Source organism: Brevibacillus brevis, assembly GCF_900637055.1.
Classification (GTDB): Bacteria; Bacillota; Bacilli; order Brevibacillales; family Brevibacillaceae; genus Brevibacillus; species Brevibacillus brevis.
Map to the genome: position 1 here is coordinate 1,396,447 of NZ_LR134338.1, position 14,546 is coordinate 1,410,992.

Sequence of the window (14,546 nt, forward strand, 5' to 3'; positions counted from 1 at the left end):
TCACGTAAGATGAGGTGACAATTTTTTCTAAACATCGTCTTATTGTGTGAGCTTCAACGTCAAGAAAAGATGGAGGATACATGTATGACCTCGACCTCTCAAAGGCGTTATCCTGTACTGGCAAGGAGCACACTCCTAACAGTCACGCTGCTCCTGTCACCAGCCTCGGGCACAGTCATGGCAAATCAGACAGGGAACCACCAAGCAGCAGCTCACCTTCAGGAAAATCAGTTAAGCGAAAAGGCAAAACGAACGGAGCAAAAGCTGCAAATGATCGTCCCAGCGCTCGATGACACATCTAGACATATTACCTTGGAAACGAAAGACCAGCCTGTGTACGAAATCCGTTATGAAAAAAATAATGAATTCTTTGCCAGAGCCTATATCCATGCAGAAACCGGGAAGTTGCTCACGTATTTATTGGATGACAAGGATCTTGAAAATCCTGATGACAAGCTGGCCTATAAGAGCGCCGATACCTTCATGGAAGGCTTGATCGGTGAAATGCGCAGCCTGTACAAGGTAACGCGGGCTCCTGTAGGCGATGTCATCTATAGCCGCTATGTAAATGGCATCGAGGTAGTTGGCGATGAGTTTCGGTTGTCAGTAAACAGTGCGGGACAGGTAACCAACGTTTCGGCAGGAGAAAACACGCTGACAAACATCAATCCAGCTGACTTCCTCCCCCCAGCCCAAGCGATGAAGAAAGATCAGCTCAGTCACTTTATCCCACCCCGCCTGCAACTTATGTACACCCATGGTGAAAATCAGACCAATCTCGTCTACTCCTCTGCATTCTCCGGTTATATAGACGCAGTAACAGGAGCTGAGCTGTTCACTATTCGGCAATATAGAAAGTGGAGGTGGAAACCAATCTCCCTCACGCCTGGTGGAAAGGTAGTAAAGGTCACGAATGAGCAGGAGGCAAAGCGAATATACGAAAGCGAGTTTGGTATGAGCTTGAAGGGTAGTATCTTCAACGGCTTCCATAACGAGATGGAGAGTATCTATTTTTCCCCTGATGAAAAGGAGTTATTAGTTACGAAGGATGGTGATGTGATCAGATTTAAAAGCTATTCGAACGTCCCACCCCAAAGAGGGAAGGCAACATTGTCGGAAAAGCAGGTTCTTGAGAAAGCCGTTCAGTTCATGCAACCATATCTTAAACAGGAAGAAAAGGAGTTCTACTACATATTGAATACTGATGAGGAGAATCCAAATCAGTATGTAGTTGAGTTTGTGCCATCTGTTGAGGGGCTACCGCTGGTATACGGACGATGCATTGTTGTGAGTGTGAATGGATTCACAGGGAAAATCACCGAGTACTATCAAAAGCTCGACCAAAAGCCCGCCAAGCTCCCGGATAAGAGGAAGGCTGTCTCCATGGATGCAGCAGCCCAGGCTTTGCTGGCGCAACCCACTGAACTGCTATACATCTATCCATTCATTAATGGAGAGAAGTTGGCCAAACCGGTTCTTGTTTATTCCATTGATGGTAACGATATCAATGCCCTGACAGGTAAGGTCGAAGAGTAGTAGAATGAAAACCTTCCACGATATTTAGAACACATCATTTGTGATAAGATAAAAAAATATGAGACGCAATACTAATGAATAAACAGCGAGTGAAAAGAAATCTATTTTCTGCTAGAGCTTCTTTTAAACTAGAGGTGGCACCATGTTAAAACGTTTATTTGTTTCAGGATACAAGGCTCACGAGCTGGGCATTTTCAATGAAAAAAATCCGGGGTTGACCATTATAAAGAAAGCACTGAAACGGGAACTCGTAAGATTCCTTGAGGAAGAATTGGAATGGGTCATCATATCAGGTCAACTCGGGGTAGAAATGTGGGCAGCCGAAACTGTTCTGGAATTGAAAAAGGAGTATCCACATCTAAAACTGGCGGTAATCACTCCGTTTTTGAATCAAGAGGAAAAGTGGAAAGAAGAGACCCAGGATTACTACCGAAATATTGTGATGCAAGCTGACTATATCAATAGTGTCTATCAAACACCTTACCAGGGAGTTTGGCAGCTTGGAGAGAAAGACAAATTCTTGCTATCCAATTCAGATGGTCTCTTGTTAGTTTACGATGAAGAAAACGAAGGGTCTCCGAAATTTCTAAGTAAGCTCGCCGCACAAAAAACGGAAATGGGCGACTATCAGTTATTTCGAATTAACGCATATGACTTACAGACCATTGCAGAGGAACAGCAGCAAGAATTATACAATGACTACTTCTAAACAAAGAAACCAGCTATGGGAAGCTGGTTTTTATTTTTGGACAGTCGCTTCCGTTTGTCCAATATCGGTCTATTGCTTTAATCGTCCATTGTCTGGGGCAAACAATTATATTTGGTTAACAACAATAGTGATTCCTGTGTTTTTAGGCATTAGTCAGTGCTGCTCAATTCGGGGTAGACAGTAGACTCCATTTTGTTAAGCGCTGTTCTCGAATGTCAAACTAGTAGAAACCTAACCGAAAGGAAATAGTATCGATAATAACCATTACTACTAATGGAGGGGTGACAAATGATATACTTTAAGGAATCTAGACCATATTTTCTAATTGAAGATTCTATTTTACCTTTTCGAGCAGAATTATATTTCGAAATATTTAATTGCTTTCTAGATAAAGACGAATTTTTGTTATTTGCTGGCCCAGTAAAAACAACTGATCGAAAGTATATGAAATTTATAGAAGAGCGCAAGGTATTAATTGGTTCAATTGATACATGGTTTTGGTGGCCAAAGTTAGCAAGGGAAATTCTTTGGTTTAGGCCAAAAAATAATATGGAAATCTTGAACGAAATAAAGGTTTTTTGTGCATGCATTGTCACTGAATCTGGAAATAAAAATATTAACAATTATAGTTTTGCTATGACGATAGAAGAGACCGATGAAGGTATATGCTTATACATCTCTGAACAGGCCAAAGGTAGGTTTTTATCTGAAGTATTCCCGAAAATAGAAAAAGTTATGAAAAATAACAATGTTTCATATGAATCATTAATTTAACATTGCAGGTAACTAATCTTTTCTTTGGGTTGTTTCAGAAATAACAAATTCAAAACTCCTTCTACTGTCATTAGGATCTATTAACTTAGCGCCACTCTGCGCCTTAACCGGCGTAGGGTGGTTCTTTTTGAGTAAAATGAACACGACCCCAGTGCCGAAAATAAATTGGTCGGCACGTACTGAATGAACTTAACCCTAATCACCCCCGTATGTTGTTCCTTTAATGTGCCTGTACGCAAATAAATGCTTGAATTTTAACCCATTAGCGTTACATATTGCAGGTTCGAACAAAGGGAGCTTTGACGATGGCGAAGATTCGGCTGAATATCATTTCAAAAAAACGGCGCATCAGTAGGGGTGGAAACGATAGAAGGAAAGAATATAATCGTGATTCGCATGAACGTGAGACAACTAATGTACGGGTAATTCACGGGGTATCTACAAAAACGCCTGGTAACACGGGCGTTTTTGTTTGTGCGAGGGGAAAGTGTTGTGTGATAACATGGAAAATATTGCTGTGTCATTCTGTAGAGAGAAAATTACATTGGCGTATTTGGGAAGGGGAGAAGGAAATGTCCACGATCGAACAGATTACCGAGCATATCTTGATTATGCATGCAAGTCATGACACGGATCGCCCCATCCTAGCAGCTATTACGGGGGCAAGAAAAACCCTCTTGATTGATGCTGGAAATTCACCGGCGCATGCCGCGTTGTTTCGTCAGGAGTTGCAAAGGCTAGGCGTTCGTCTTCCAGATCTGCTCATGCTGACTCATTGGCACTGGGATCATACATTCGGAATGTCAGCATGGGATCTACCTACCATCGCGCAGGCAAAAACCGCACATGCATTGAGCAAACTGATGGGGCTGGAATGGTCGGATGAAGTCATGGAACAGCTCTGTAAGGAGAAGATCATCAATGCCAGCACGATGGCGAACATCAGAAAAGAGTACGGAATGAACCGGGACTTGATCCGAATAGTCGAGCCGGATATCCTATTCGATGAATCGATCACGATCGACCTTGGTGGCGTGACATGTCAGGTGGACCGTGTCGGAGGAGATCACTCGGAAGATTCGTGCTATGTGTACGTAAAAGAGGATCAAACGCTGTTCCTGGGAGATGCCCTGGGTCCCTCTGTCTATGGCGGGCCGCGCAGTTATACAGCCTCCCGTTTTCTGCGTGTGTTGAAGCAAGCGTACCAGTCTGAAGCAATCCTTTTCGTGGAATCGCACGGCCGTCCATTGGATCGAGCTGCCTTTCAAAAGGAGCTCAGTGATTGGGAGCAGCTAGCTCTGCTCACAGAGCAATACGGGCAAAACAGAGAGCGGATCGTAAGCGAGATGTGTACCTTCCTCCAGGTGTCAGAGCTTCCTCATGAATTTTCAGAAGCTCTCGAATGGTTCATGGTAGGGGCTGCCTACCAATGATCCGATTCATCGAGTTGGTACATATGATTTTGTGATAGCTACCTACTAAAACCCCTACAACCGCAACTTCACGGCGAAGATCGACACCGTGAAGCTGCGGTTTTTTGCATGTCCGAATACGTGCAATGGCCTGACGGTTTCAAACGCAACCGATTTAGGCAATCCAGGTGGAGGCGGCTCCGCACAAACACGAAGAATTTCATGGTTTTTATGGCATCTGAACGGGCAGGATAGAGCAATAGCGACATAGCCTATCCCAGTAGTTCTTTGGCTCCGTTCATCACTAAGGGCATTGTCTGTTTAACGAATGTTTCCGCACTCATTAGCCGCCCCTCATTGTTCCAAGCGTAAGCCGCCCCATACATCCCCCAACTTAACATGATAGAAGCTGTATTTATTAAGAATTGCGCGTTTGGACTCGAGAGCATCTTGTCTTTGTCTATAAAGGAAAGAAGTGTCGCTTGAATTTTTTCCTTTATTTGAATTTCGAATACAGGTCCAAGCGATTTATAGCTTCTTTGGCACATAGTGCTTAGACTCATGTGAAAATCGCATACACCCAGAAAAATACTCTGAATGGTTTCTTCATTTAATACTTCGTGACCGCTTATTCTATGATTTATGATCGTCATAAATGATTCCGTTAGTTTGGCCTCAAGAAGTTCGAATTTATCTACAAAGTGCGCATAAAAAGTCGCTCTGTTAACAGTAGCCCGCTCTGCAATATCTCTAACGGTTATCGATTCAAAGTCTTTTTCTTGAATTAATGAAGCAAAAGCGTCTTGAAGGAGTCGCCGTGTACGTATCACACGAGGATCAGCTTCATTCTTTTTTATTCTCATGGTTAAAATCTCCCCCAATAAAACGACATTATAGAAACGGTGTTGTCTATACAACGGTTTACGGTTATTGATGATTGCGGATCAATCAGTTGTTATTATAACCTACAAATACAACAAGTGTTGTTTAAATAACCATTGTTGTATTTGAACGAAAAACTGCATGCAGCTTTTCCAAACCAGAAGGAGGAGAGAACCATGTCCATTTCACAACCATCGCAAACGATCGAGCACCAACCATTTTTCGATGTTATTCAAGAACGCCGGTCGGTTCGTAGTTATAATCCCGAGGTCAAAATTTCGCGGGAGGAATTGGCCGAAATACTGCGGCAAGCCACGCTGGCTCCTTCAGCGGCTAACCTGCAGCCGTGGCGGTTTCTCATTATCGACACGCCGGAGCTGAAGCAGAAGCTGCTTCCGATTGCATTCAATCAACAGCAAGTGGTCGAAGCTTCGGCTGTCGTCGCCGTTCTTGGAGACCTTGAGAACATCCGGATGGCCGAGAAGATTTACGGTCAAGCGGTCGATGCAGGCTTCATGCCTGCGGATACGGCAAAATCGATGGTTGAACACTATACCGGCATGTATTTGAATATGCCGCCCGAGGCCATCCGCCAAATCGCTTATACTGACGGCGGGATAGTATCGATGCAACTCATGCTTGTCGCCCGCGCTAAAGGATACGACACGGTACCGATTGGCGGCTACGACAAACAAAAGTTCATGGAAGCTTTCCGCGTATCAGAACGCTACATTCCGATTATACTGATCGCCATCGGCAAGGCGGCGAAGCCCGGTCATCCGACGGTGAGGCTGGCAGTCGATGATGTAGCTTTTTTTAACGAAATGCCTAAGGAATAACAAACTGTAAAAGGGGGACCGCCCGATTGATTCTAGTTATAGTAAAATAGGCTAAAGCTGATCAAACAGGAGGGATAGATTTGATTAGGAGATTACTATATGCAAATTAATCTGAAAGAACCATATGGAGTATTAAAGCATAGTGCGTCAACTAAGGATGTTGCTCACTTGCTTAGTCTATTTATTAAAAAAGACTCCTTATTGCTTTTTTCTTTCTATGAAAGAAATTTGCCATTAGTTGATAATGACATTCAAGAATTCATCAATGAAAGACGTTTGTTTACTAATTCCGAATGGGTATTGCCGTGGGCAGAGACAATTCCTCACTGGGACCAACCAAATCATACACCACCAAATATTATTTGGTTCTCAGTAAAGACAAAGGACGAGATTATAAGAGCGATAGATATCGACAGTTTATTTCGATGTGTGGTAGTGAAGGAGGGCGACGACTTTTATAAATACTCGAATGTGATATTCCAACAAGAATATTATGCAACTTTTGTTGAAGAAAATTTTGAGCATTATATTGGGTTTGCGAACAAGGTTGAATTTCTTAACGCCACATGGTCAGAATTAAAGAACCGATTTCATGTGAAATTAGTTTAATAGCGTAAGGTGAAGCGAACTCTTGACACGTTGGTGCAGAGAAAGATGAAAAAATATGGTAACTCCTTCATTGGGGTTTTCCTATAAATAAGACCTATGAAATCAACTCCTTTTCATGAAGGTGATTGGACTATTTATGCGTCGCTCTAGATGGGAGATAGTGGTATATTAGATATCATAATCGAAATGGTAAGCGTTGGAAGGGGGACATGCCATGGAGAAACGCCGCGTATTGTTGCTCGGGGCTAGCGGCTACTTGGGAAGTCAAATCTATCAGGAGCTTTTGCGGGATAATGCCATTGATCTGATGGGTACATGCTTTTCTGCACAAGCTGTCCACCAATTTCTTCGGGTCGATGTGACTGATATCCCTTCTTTTTCACTGATCCTGCAAGAGTTTTCACCGCATGTTGTCATTTGGGCGTTGATGAGTGCTACAGATGAAAGAGAGCTAATAGAGAAAGGCTTGGAAGTTCTGCTTTCTCATTTGCCTGAAGAGAGCAAATTGATTTTCATCTCCACAGACGGTATTTTCGGAAGAGGAACAGGCTCTTATCGGGAAGAAGATCCGCCCGAGCCATTAGATGAGAGAAATCTGTTAGCTGCTTATACGAATGCCAAAATACGAGGGGAAGCACGAATTCGCAAGCGGCATCCCAATCATGTCATCGTGCGAGTGGGCCCTCTCTATGGTCGCAATGCGGTTGGGCAATGGGATAAACGTGTCGCTTCGATGTGTGCAGACCTGGCAGCTGGCAGAGAAGTAAGCGGGTCAGGTAATTTGTACAAGACTTTTGTCCATGTGGAGGACGTGGGGAGTGCCATCCACGAATTGCTGCACGGCTCTTACCTCGGAACGCTTCATCTCGGTCCAGCAGAGAAAGAGAGTTATTATTCTTTTTACAAAAAGATAGCTCTAGCATTAGGGCTGACTGCTGAAGGTGTAAAAGAAACCTTGTTAACGGAAGCGGAAGCGCAAGAACGAGGGATTCCGTTGGATACTTCGTTGCGTACGAAAAAGGCGCGGGAACTGCTACAGACCCGTTTTCGTCAGGCAGGATGGAGAAACGCACATGGCAACGATAATGACAAAGGAGAGTAGAGAACAATGAAAACAATCGGATTAATTGGCGGCATGAGCTGGGAGTCCTCCTTGGTCTACTACCGTTTGATCAATGAAACCGTCAAGGAGAGGCTGGGCGGTTTGCATTCGGCAAAAAGCATCCTGTATTCCGTTGATTTTGCCGAGATCGAAGAAATGCAACGAGAAGGGCGATGGGAAGAAGCAGGTGAACGGATGGCGAATGCGGCGAAAAGTCTGGAAGCGGCAGGAGCAGACCTGATTGTTCTTTGTACAAATACGATGCACAAGCTGGCGTATGCCATCGAGGAAGCGACCAGCCTGCCTTTTCTTCATATCGCGGATGCGACAGCGCAAGCGATCACGAACCACGGGCATAAACGAGTGGCACTGCTTGCGACGCGATTTACGATGGAGCAGGATTTCTATACAGGACGTCTACGTGATGGTCATGGATTAGAGGTATTGCTGCCGGATGAACAAGAGCGAAAACTCGTCCATGAGATCATTTACCACGAGCTATGCGTTGGGATCATTCGCGAGGAATCCAAACGTACCTACCAGGCGATCATTGAGCGGTTGGTCAAGGAAGGTGCAGAGGCAGTCATCCTCGGTTGCACGGAAATCGGTCTGTTGATCACAGCCCAAGATTGCACCGTTCCGGTATTTGATACGACAGCGATACATGCAGTTGCAGCTGTGGAGGCTGCTTTACAGTAGAATACGTAAGAAATCAAAGGCTTGGCTAATCCCGTTTGCAGGGATGGCTGAGTCTTTTTTTTGATTGAAATAAAAACAACAAAACACAACTAAAAACACATAAAAACAATCTATTAACGCTAGGTTCACATCCGCTTAACATTTTCCCCGTAAGATTGGTTTCGTAGGAACCAAGAAATGAACATTCCGCAAAGAGGAGAGGTTCTCATGAAGAAATGGCATTATCCTTTACTTGCTTCCGTTCTATCGATCGCGTTTTTAGCAGGATGTGGACAATCACCAGGATCGCAATCAAACACACAAGCTTCCACAACGGAAAGTAAAACCGCCTCAGGAGAGATTACTGTTTATACGGCGCTGGAGGACGACCAGATCAAAACGTATTTGGAATCCTTCAAAGCGAAATATCCAGATGTAAAGGTCAATATCGTCCGCGATTCTACTGGGATCATCACAGCAAAGCTGCTGGCGGAAAAAGACAATCCACAAGCAGACGTTGTATGGGGAACAGCAGCGACAAGCCTCCTTGTACTTGAACAGCAAGGCATGCTCGAAGGGTATTCGCCGAAAGGAATCGAGAGAGTGTCCCCGGAGTTCAAGGATTCCAAGGAACCTGCAAGCTGGGTAGGAATCGATGCGTGGGAGACTGCGATCGCGGTCAATACCAAGGAGCTGGAAAAACGCAATCTGCCCATCCCGCGCTCATACGAAGACCTGATCAAGCCGGAGTACAAAGGATTGATCGTGATGCCAAATCCGGCGTCGTCAGGAACTGGGCTTCTCACTATCAACGGAATCATGCAACTGAAAGGGGAAAAAGAAGGCTGGGCGTACCTCGAAAAGCTGCATGAAAATATGGCGATCTACACGCATTCCGGTTCGAAGCCAGCGAAAATGGCCGCATCGGGTGAATATCCAATCGGCATTTCCTTTGGCTACCGTTCGATTACCGAGAAGAAAAAAGGCGCACCCGTTGAAGTCGTCTTTCCAACAGAAGGCTCGGGTTGGGATGTAGAGGCGAATGCTTTGATCAAAAAGAGTGAGATCAAGCCAGAATCCAAGCTGTTCTTGGACTGGGCGATCTCGGATGAAGTCATGAAAGCCTATAACCAGAACTTCGCCATCGTCAGTGTCAAGCAAGAAGGCGCGACACTCCCGGAAGGCTACGCAGTAGATCCAATCAAGCAATTAATCAAGCTCGACCTGAATCAAGCCGCACAAAATCGCGACAACATCTTGGCGGAGTGGGAAAAACGATACGCGACCAAGAGTGAACCTAAGTAAGCAGCGAGGAGAACAGCATGACACAATCCTATCTATCCATTCAAGGGGTCAGTAAACGCTTTGGTTTGTTTGCCGCATTGGAGCACATTTCCATCGAAATTGACAAGAATGAATTTGTTTGTCTGCTCGGTCCCAGTGGCTGCGGTAAAACGACATTACTGAGAATGCTGGCTGGATTGGAACAGCCGACGACAGGCAAGATGATCCTGGGAGGCAGGGAGATTACTTCCCTGCCACCAGCGAAACGAAACATTGCGATGATGTTCCAGTCGTACGCATTGTTTCCCAATTTGACGGCTGCCGAAAACATTGCCTTTGGCCTGCAAGAAAAGAAGCTGGGGAAAAAAGAGATCGCAGCCAAAGTAGAAGAGGCGCTAGACATGGTTGATTTGTCTCATGCTGCCGCCAAATATCCCAGCCAGCTCTCAGGCGGTCAACAGCAGCGAATTGCCTTGGCGCGAGCGATTGCACTATCGCCGGATGTCTTGCTTTTAGATGAACCACTATCCGCATTGGATGCAAAAGTAAGACAAAAGCTGCGCCGGGAGATTCGGCGTTTGCATGAGCAGTACGGCATGACAACAGTGATGGTCACACATGACCAAGATGAGGCATTGACCATGGCAGACAAGATCGTCGTAATGGATCACGGCGAGGTCGTTCAGGTAGGCACACCCGAGGAAATCTATAACAAACCAGCTACTCCGTTTGTTGCTGACTTTATCGGAGCGATCAACTTTTTTGCGTACAGTCGCTTTGAGAATGCGCCAACTGATCCAAATCGCTTACTTGCGATTAGACCGGAGCATGTGCGGATTTTGCAGCAAGAATCCGAATGCGCCATACCTGCGACTATTTCCGAGATAGAATTTCGCGGTGCTTTTTACCGAATCTTTCTGGAGTGGCAAGAGGAAGGTCAGATAAAAAAAGAGCTTCTTACCATAGATTTGATAGCGGCCGAGGCACAAAGACTTGGGATTGCCCGAGGCAAAAAGGTGTGGCTGGAGTTTCCGCTGGAGAATTTGCTGACCTTTGAGCATGCGCCAACCAGAGAGGAACAGGAGTGAGCAGCATGAAGGAAATGACATCGATCTTCGATGGAAAAGCCATGCAAAAGTGGCTCATCGCTCTCGTCGTTCTTGGATTGTCAGCGAGTGTTCTGTTGCCACTTGGCCAGCTGTTTTCCAAGGCATTCTATAACAAGAACGGTCAGTTCATCGGCCTGGACAATTTCGTTACGTACTTTTCCACCCCAGCACTGGCAGGGTCGCTGAATAACACCCTGTACATTTCTGCGATGACGACGCTGATTGCAGTCACACTCGCTTTTCTGTTCGCGTATGCCTTGACACGCAGCGGGATTCGTGGAAAACGAGTCTTTCGGGCGATCGCGCTGCTGCCGCTGTTTGCGCCCACGATGATGCACGGAATCGCCCTGACCTACCTTTTTGGGAATCAAGGGCTGGTGACGACGGGGATCTTCGGGTTGCTCCCGTTTCAATGGAACATCGATCTGTACGGCCCAGTGGGGATTATTTTGGCAGAGATCGTCTATGTTTTCCCGCAAGCGTATTTGATTCTCGCAGTTTCCCTTGCTTTTGCCGACTATCAATTGTACGAAGCAGCGGATACGCTCGGGGCGAACCATTGGCGCAAGTTTTTTGTCGTGACGATTCCTAGCGTGAAATACGGTATCGTCAGCGCCTGCTTTGTCTGCTTTACTCTCTCGTTTACTGACTTCGGAGCACCAAAGGTTGTCGGCGGACAGTTTTCCGTACTGGCGACAGACGTCTACAAGCAAGTCATCGGCCAGCAAAATATGACGATGGGAGCAACGGTTGGGCTGCTTTTGATCATTCCCGCTCTCGTGGCGTTCGTCGTGGACCGGATTGTTGAGCGCAAGCAGCACGCGGCTGTAACAGCCAAGTCCAAACCGTATCGGATCAAGGAAAATCGTTTGCGCGACTTGTTTTATTTCATCCTTTGTGTGAGCGTCAGCGGATTTTTGCTGCTTCTCATGGCGGCGGTGGTGCTGGCTTCTTTCATCAAAGTATGGCCGTACAATCTGACGCTCGGCTTTGATCATTACGACTTTTCCAACGTTGCCGGAGAAGGGATAGAACCGCTGTGGAACAGCATTCTCGTCGCCTTGCTGACGGCAGTGATCGGGACGGCGGTCACGTTTATTACGGCCTACACCATTGAAAAATCCCAAGTGTGGAAGGGGCTTCGCCAAGCTGGATACTTCCTGTCGATTCTACCGCTGGCATTGCCGGGGATGGTCATTGGGCTTGCGTACATTTTCTTCTTCAACGATCCGTCGAATCCATTTCACGGCATGTACGGGACGATCTGGATTTTGATTTTGGCGAACGTTATTCATTTTTTTGCAGTCGGCTTCATTACCGCAACGAGCGCGTTGAAAAAGCTCGATCCCGAGTTCGAGCAAGCGGCAGAGTCCATGGGGATCTCGCAGACAAAGCTATTGTGGCGCGTCACGATTCCCGTCTGTATGCCGGCGATTGTCGAGATGACGGTGTACTTTTTCATCAACTCGATGGTGACGATCTCAGCGGTTGTTTTTCTGTACGCAGCAGATTTCAAGCTGGCATCTGTCTCCATCGTCAACATGGATGACGCCGGGGATGTGGCTCCGGCAGCAGCGATGTCGGTATTGATCGTCGGTCTCAACATCATCGCACGTGCTGGTGCAGAATGGATCGCATCCAAACTTCGCAAGCGGACAACAGGGTCCTACCAAGAGAAAGGTCAGGTGGCATAAGCATGAAAGCAGTAGTATTTGATTGGGCAGGAACAATGGTAGATTACGGTTGTTTTGCTCCTTTGGCTGTGTTTTTGCAGGTGTTCAAAAAACGGGGAATCGAGCTGACAGCAGAAGAAGCGCGCGAACCAATGGGGATGCTCAAGCGCGATCATATCCAGGCGCTGTGCAAAATGGAGCGGGTAGCAGCGCTATGGCAAGAGCGTTACGGTCGACTTCCGAATGAAGCGGATGTGGACGAATTGTACGCCGACTTCGAACCGATGCTGATGGAGACGCTGCACGAGTACGCCACTCCTGTTCCTGGGGCGCTTGAGCTGGTAGGGCGATTACGCGAGCAAGGTATCAAAATCGGCTCAACCACAGGCTACACAAGGGAAATGATGAATGTTGTAGCAGCATCGGCTAAACAACAGGGCTACGAGCCGGACGCACTGGTCACCCCGAGTGAAGTGCCTGCTGGACGTCCATATCCATGGATGTGCTATCAAAATGCGATCCTGCTAGACGTATATCCAATGAACGAGATGGTCAAAGTCGGTGATACGACAAGCGATATGAAAGAAGGAAGAAACGCCGGGATGTGGACCGTTGGTGTCCTGAAGGGCGGAAGCGAGCTCGGTCTGTCCTTGGAGGAAGTGACAAGCATGCCACAGGAAGAGCTGGATAAAAGGCTGGCTATCGCAACGGAGCGATTGACTGCGGCAGGCGCCCACTATGTTATCGAGGAGATCGGGCGTTTGGATGAAGTGCTGGAAAAGATCGAGAAGCGTCATACAGAAGGAGAGAGACCATGAATCAGACACGACCAACCGACAATCCGTACTTGCTGCTCACCCCCGGACCATTGACCACTTCCTCAACCGTACGCGAAGCAATGCTGCGGGACTGGTGCACCTGGGATCGTGATTACAATGAACTGGTACAGGCAATCCGCCAAAAGCTCGTCCAATTGGCAACCTCACAGGTAGAGGAGTATACGAGTGTTTTGATGCAAGGCAGCGGGACCTTTTGTGTCGAAGCGGTGGTGAGTAGTGCGATTCCCGCAGACGGCAAGCTGCTCGTCCTGACGAATGGCGCATACGGGGATCGGATCGTGGAAATGGCACGAGTCCATGGAATCGTAACAGAGGTGATTGATTTTGGTGAAGTGACAAAAGCCGATGCAGAGGTATTGGAGCAGAGACTAGCGGCGGATGCAACGATCACGCATGTGGCTGTCGTGCATTCAGAAACGACTACCGGTATGCTCAATCCCATCAAAGAGATCGGTGAAGTCGCCAAGAAGTACGGAAAAGTCTATATCGTAGACGCGATGAGCAGCTTCGGTGGCATTCCGTTGGATGCAGCAGAGCTCTCGATCGACTTCCTGATCTCAAGCGCAAACAAATGCATCCAAGGCGTGCCTGGTTTCGGCTTTGTCATTGCCAAGAGGTCTGCGCTCATCAAATGCGAGGGGATTGCCCGTACGTTGTCCCTCGATTTGTACAGCCAGTGGAAGACAATGGAGGAGCAAAACGGAAAGTGGCGCTATACTTCTCCCACTCATGTCGTTCGCGCGTTTTATCAAGCACTGATAGAGCTTGAGGCAGAGGGCGGTGTTGAGAAACGATATGAGCGTTACCAGCGAAATCAGCAGCTGCTCGCAGAAGGCATGGAGCGCGTCGGTTTTCGCATCCTGTTGCCAAAAGAATCGCAATCGCCCTTCATCACTTCCTTTTACTATCCCGAAAGCGAGGCATTTACCTTCGCACAGCTGTATGAACGTTTGAAACTGGCAGGCTTCGTCATTTATCCGGGCAAAATCTCGCAAGCGGACACGTTTCGGATTGGCAATATCGGAGAGGTTTACCCTGAGGATATCGAGAGATTAATCGCTGCAATGGAAAACAATCGTTTCTGGCTGGAGTAAAGAAAA

14 protein-coding genes are annotated in these 14,546 nt (G+C 46.8%); 13 read left to right on the forward strand and 1 reads right to left on the reverse strand.

The window, feature by feature from the left end; all coding sequences use genetic code 11:
* Window positions 1–84: 84 nt before the first annotated feature.
* The 4 genes from EL268_RS07380 (at window position 85) to EL268_RS07395 (ending at window position 4,452) form a co-directional block, all read left to right on the forward strand.
* Window positions 85–1,536 carry a YcdB/YcdC domain-containing protein gene (locus EL268_RS07380; protein WP_106655558.1) on the forward strand — a complete coding sequence of 484 codons (1,452 nt, stop codon included), beginning with the start codon at window positions 85–87 and terminating at the stop codon, window positions 1,534–1,536.
* 142 nt (window positions 1,537–1,678) lie between these two features.
* Window positions 1,679–2,245: an SLOG family protein gene (locus EL268_RS07385; RefSeq protein WP_106655559.1), complete on the forward strand. Its 567-nt coding sequence runs from the start codon at window positions 1,679–1,681 to the stop codon at window positions 2,243–2,245.
* A 288-nt stretch (window positions 2,246–2,533) separates the two neighbouring features.
* Window positions 2,534–3,019: a hypothetical protein gene (locus EL268_RS07390; protein WP_106655560.1), complete on the forward strand. Its 486-nt coding sequence runs from the start codon at window positions 2,534–2,536 to the stop codon at window positions 3,017–3,019.
* A gap of 572 nt (window positions 3,020–3,591) precedes the next feature.
* Window positions 3,592–4,452, forward strand: a complete 861-nt coding sequence (locus EL268_RS07395; RefSeq protein WP_106655561.1) for an MBL fold metallo-hydrolase — start codon at window positions 3,592–3,594, stop codon at window positions 4,450–4,452.
* A 251-nt stretch (window positions 4,453–4,703) separates the two neighbouring features.
* Here EL268_RS07395 and EL268_RS07400 read toward each other — a convergent pair whose 3' ends face one another.
* The gene (locus EL268_RS07400; protein ID WP_106655562.1) at window positions 4,704–5,294 is read right to left on the reverse strand and encodes a TetR/AcrR family transcriptional regulator; all 591 of its coding nucleotides are present in this window, start codon (window positions 5,292–5,294) and stop codon (window positions 4,704–4,706) included.
* A 195-nt stretch (window positions 5,295–5,489) separates the two neighbouring features.
* Between EL268_RS07400 and EL268_RS07405 the strand changes: the two genes are divergently transcribed.
* The 9 genes from EL268_RS07405 to phnW all read left to right on the forward strand — a co-directional run bounded on the left by EL268_RS07405 (window position 5,490) and on the right by phnW (window position 14,540).
* Window positions 5,490–6,152, forward strand: coding sequence for a nitroreductase family protein (locus EL268_RS07405; RefSeq protein WP_106655563.1), 663 nt, complete (start codon window positions 5,490–5,492; stop codon window positions 6,150–6,152).
* A gap of 99 nt (window positions 6,153–6,251) precedes the next feature.
* Complete coding sequence (locus EL268_RS07410) at window positions 6,252–6,761, forward strand: hypothetical protein (RefSeq protein ID WP_106655564.1); 510 nt, start codon at window positions 6,252–6,254, stop codon at window positions 6,759–6,761.
* Between the two features lie 214 nt (window positions 6,762–6,975).
* Window positions 6,976–7,863: a sugar nucleotide-binding protein gene (locus EL268_RS07415; protein WP_106655565.1), complete on the forward strand. Its 888-nt coding sequence runs from the start codon at window positions 6,976–6,978 to the stop codon at window positions 7,861–7,863.
* 6 nt (window positions 7,864–7,869) lie between these two features.
* Complete coding sequence (locus EL268_RS07420) at window positions 7,870–8,562, forward strand: aspartate/glutamate racemase family protein (RefSeq protein ID WP_106655566.1); 693 nt, start codon at window positions 7,870–7,872, stop codon at window positions 8,560–8,562.
* 207 nt (window positions 8,563–8,769) lie between these two features.
* Window positions 8,770–9,846: a putative 2-aminoethylphosphonate ABC transporter substrate-binding protein gene (locus EL268_RS07425; protein WP_106655567.1), complete on the forward strand. Its 1,077-nt coding sequence runs from the start codon at window positions 8,770–8,772 to the stop codon at window positions 9,844–9,846.
* A 17-nt stretch (window positions 9,847–9,863) separates the two neighbouring features.
* A complete protein-coding gene (locus tag EL268_RS07430) occupies window positions 9,864–10,913 on the forward strand; it encodes a putative 2-aminoethylphosphonate ABC transporter ATP-binding protein (protein WP_106655568.1) in 1,050 nt (349 codons plus the stop codon).
* A 5-nt stretch (window positions 10,914–10,918) separates the two neighbouring features.
* A complete protein-coding gene (locus tag EL268_RS07435) occupies window positions 10,919–12,628 on the forward strand; it encodes a putative 2-aminoethylphosphonate ABC transporter permease subunit (protein ID WP_106655569.1) in 1,710 nt (569 codons plus the stop codon).
* A gap of 2 nt (window positions 12,629–12,630) precedes the next feature.
* Window positions 12,631–13,425 (forward strand): phosphonoacetaldehyde hydrolase, encoded by a 795-nt coding sequence (phnX, locus tag EL268_RS07440; protein ID WP_106655570.1) that lies wholly within the window; start codon window positions 12,631–12,633, stop codon window positions 13,423–13,425.
* A complete protein-coding gene (phnW, locus tag EL268_RS07445; protein WP_106655571.1) occupies window positions 13,422–14,540 on the forward strand; it encodes a 2-aminoethylphosphonate--pyruvate transaminase in 1,119 nt (372 codons plus the stop codon). Before phnX ends, phnW begins: the two co-directional genes overlap by 4 nt.
* The last annotated feature ends 6 nt before the right edge of the window (window positions 14,541–14,546 follow it).

Excerpts from the sequence above, each read along its gene's own strand:
- EL268_RS07380 (WP_106655558.1), top strand. The coding sequence starts at position 85 with ATGACCTCGACCTCTCAAAGGCGTTATCCTGTACTGGCAAGGAGCACA.
- EL268_RS07385 (WP_106655559.1), top strand. The coding sequence starts at position 1,679 with ATGTTAAAACGTTTATTTGTTTCAGGATACAAGGCTCACGAGCTGGGC.
- EL268_RS07390 (WP_106655560.1), top strand. The coding sequence starts at position 2,534 with ATGATATACTTTAAGGAATCTAGACCATATTTTCTAATTGAAGATTCT.
- EL268_RS07395 (WP_106655561.1), top strand. The coding sequence starts at position 3,592 with ATGTCCACGATCGAACAGATTACCGAGCATATCTTGATTATGCATGCA.
- EL268_RS07400 (WP_106655562.1), bottom strand. The coding sequence starts at position 5,294 with ATGAGAATAAAAAAGAATGAAGCTGATCCTCGTGTGATACGTACACGG.
- EL268_RS07405 (WP_106655563.1), top strand. The coding sequence starts at position 5,490 with ATGTCCATTTCACAACCATCGCAAACGATCGAGCACCAACCATTTTTC.
- EL268_RS07410 (WP_106655564.1), top strand. The coding sequence starts at position 6,252 with ATGCAAATTAATCTGAAAGAACCATATGGAGTATTAAAGCATAGTGCG.
- EL268_RS07415 (WP_106655565.1), top strand. The coding sequence starts at position 6,976 with ATGGAGAAACGCCGCGTATTGTTGCTCGGGGCTAGCGGCTACTTGGGA.
- EL268_RS07420 (WP_106655566.1), top strand. The coding sequence starts at position 7,870 with ATGAAAACAATCGGATTAATTGGCGGCATGAGCTGGGAGTCCTCCTTG.
- EL268_RS07425 (WP_106655567.1), top strand. The coding sequence starts at position 8,770 with ATGAAGAAATGGCATTATCCTTTACTTGCTTCCGTTCTATCGATCGCG.
- EL268_RS07430 (WP_106655568.1), top strand. The coding sequence starts at position 9,864 with ATGACACAATCCTATCTATCCATTCAAGGGGTCAGTAAACGCTTTGGT.
- EL268_RS07435 (WP_106655569.1), top strand. The coding sequence starts at position 10,919 with ATGAAGGAAATGACATCGATCTTCGATGGAAAAGCCATGCAAAAGTGG.
- phnX (WP_106655570.1), top strand. The coding sequence starts at position 12,631 with ATGAAAGCAGTAGTATTTGATTGGGCAGGAACAATGGTAGATTACGGT.
- phnW (WP_106655571.1), top strand. The coding sequence starts at position 13,422 with ATGAATCAGACACGACCAACCGACAATCCGTACTTGCTGCTCACCCCC.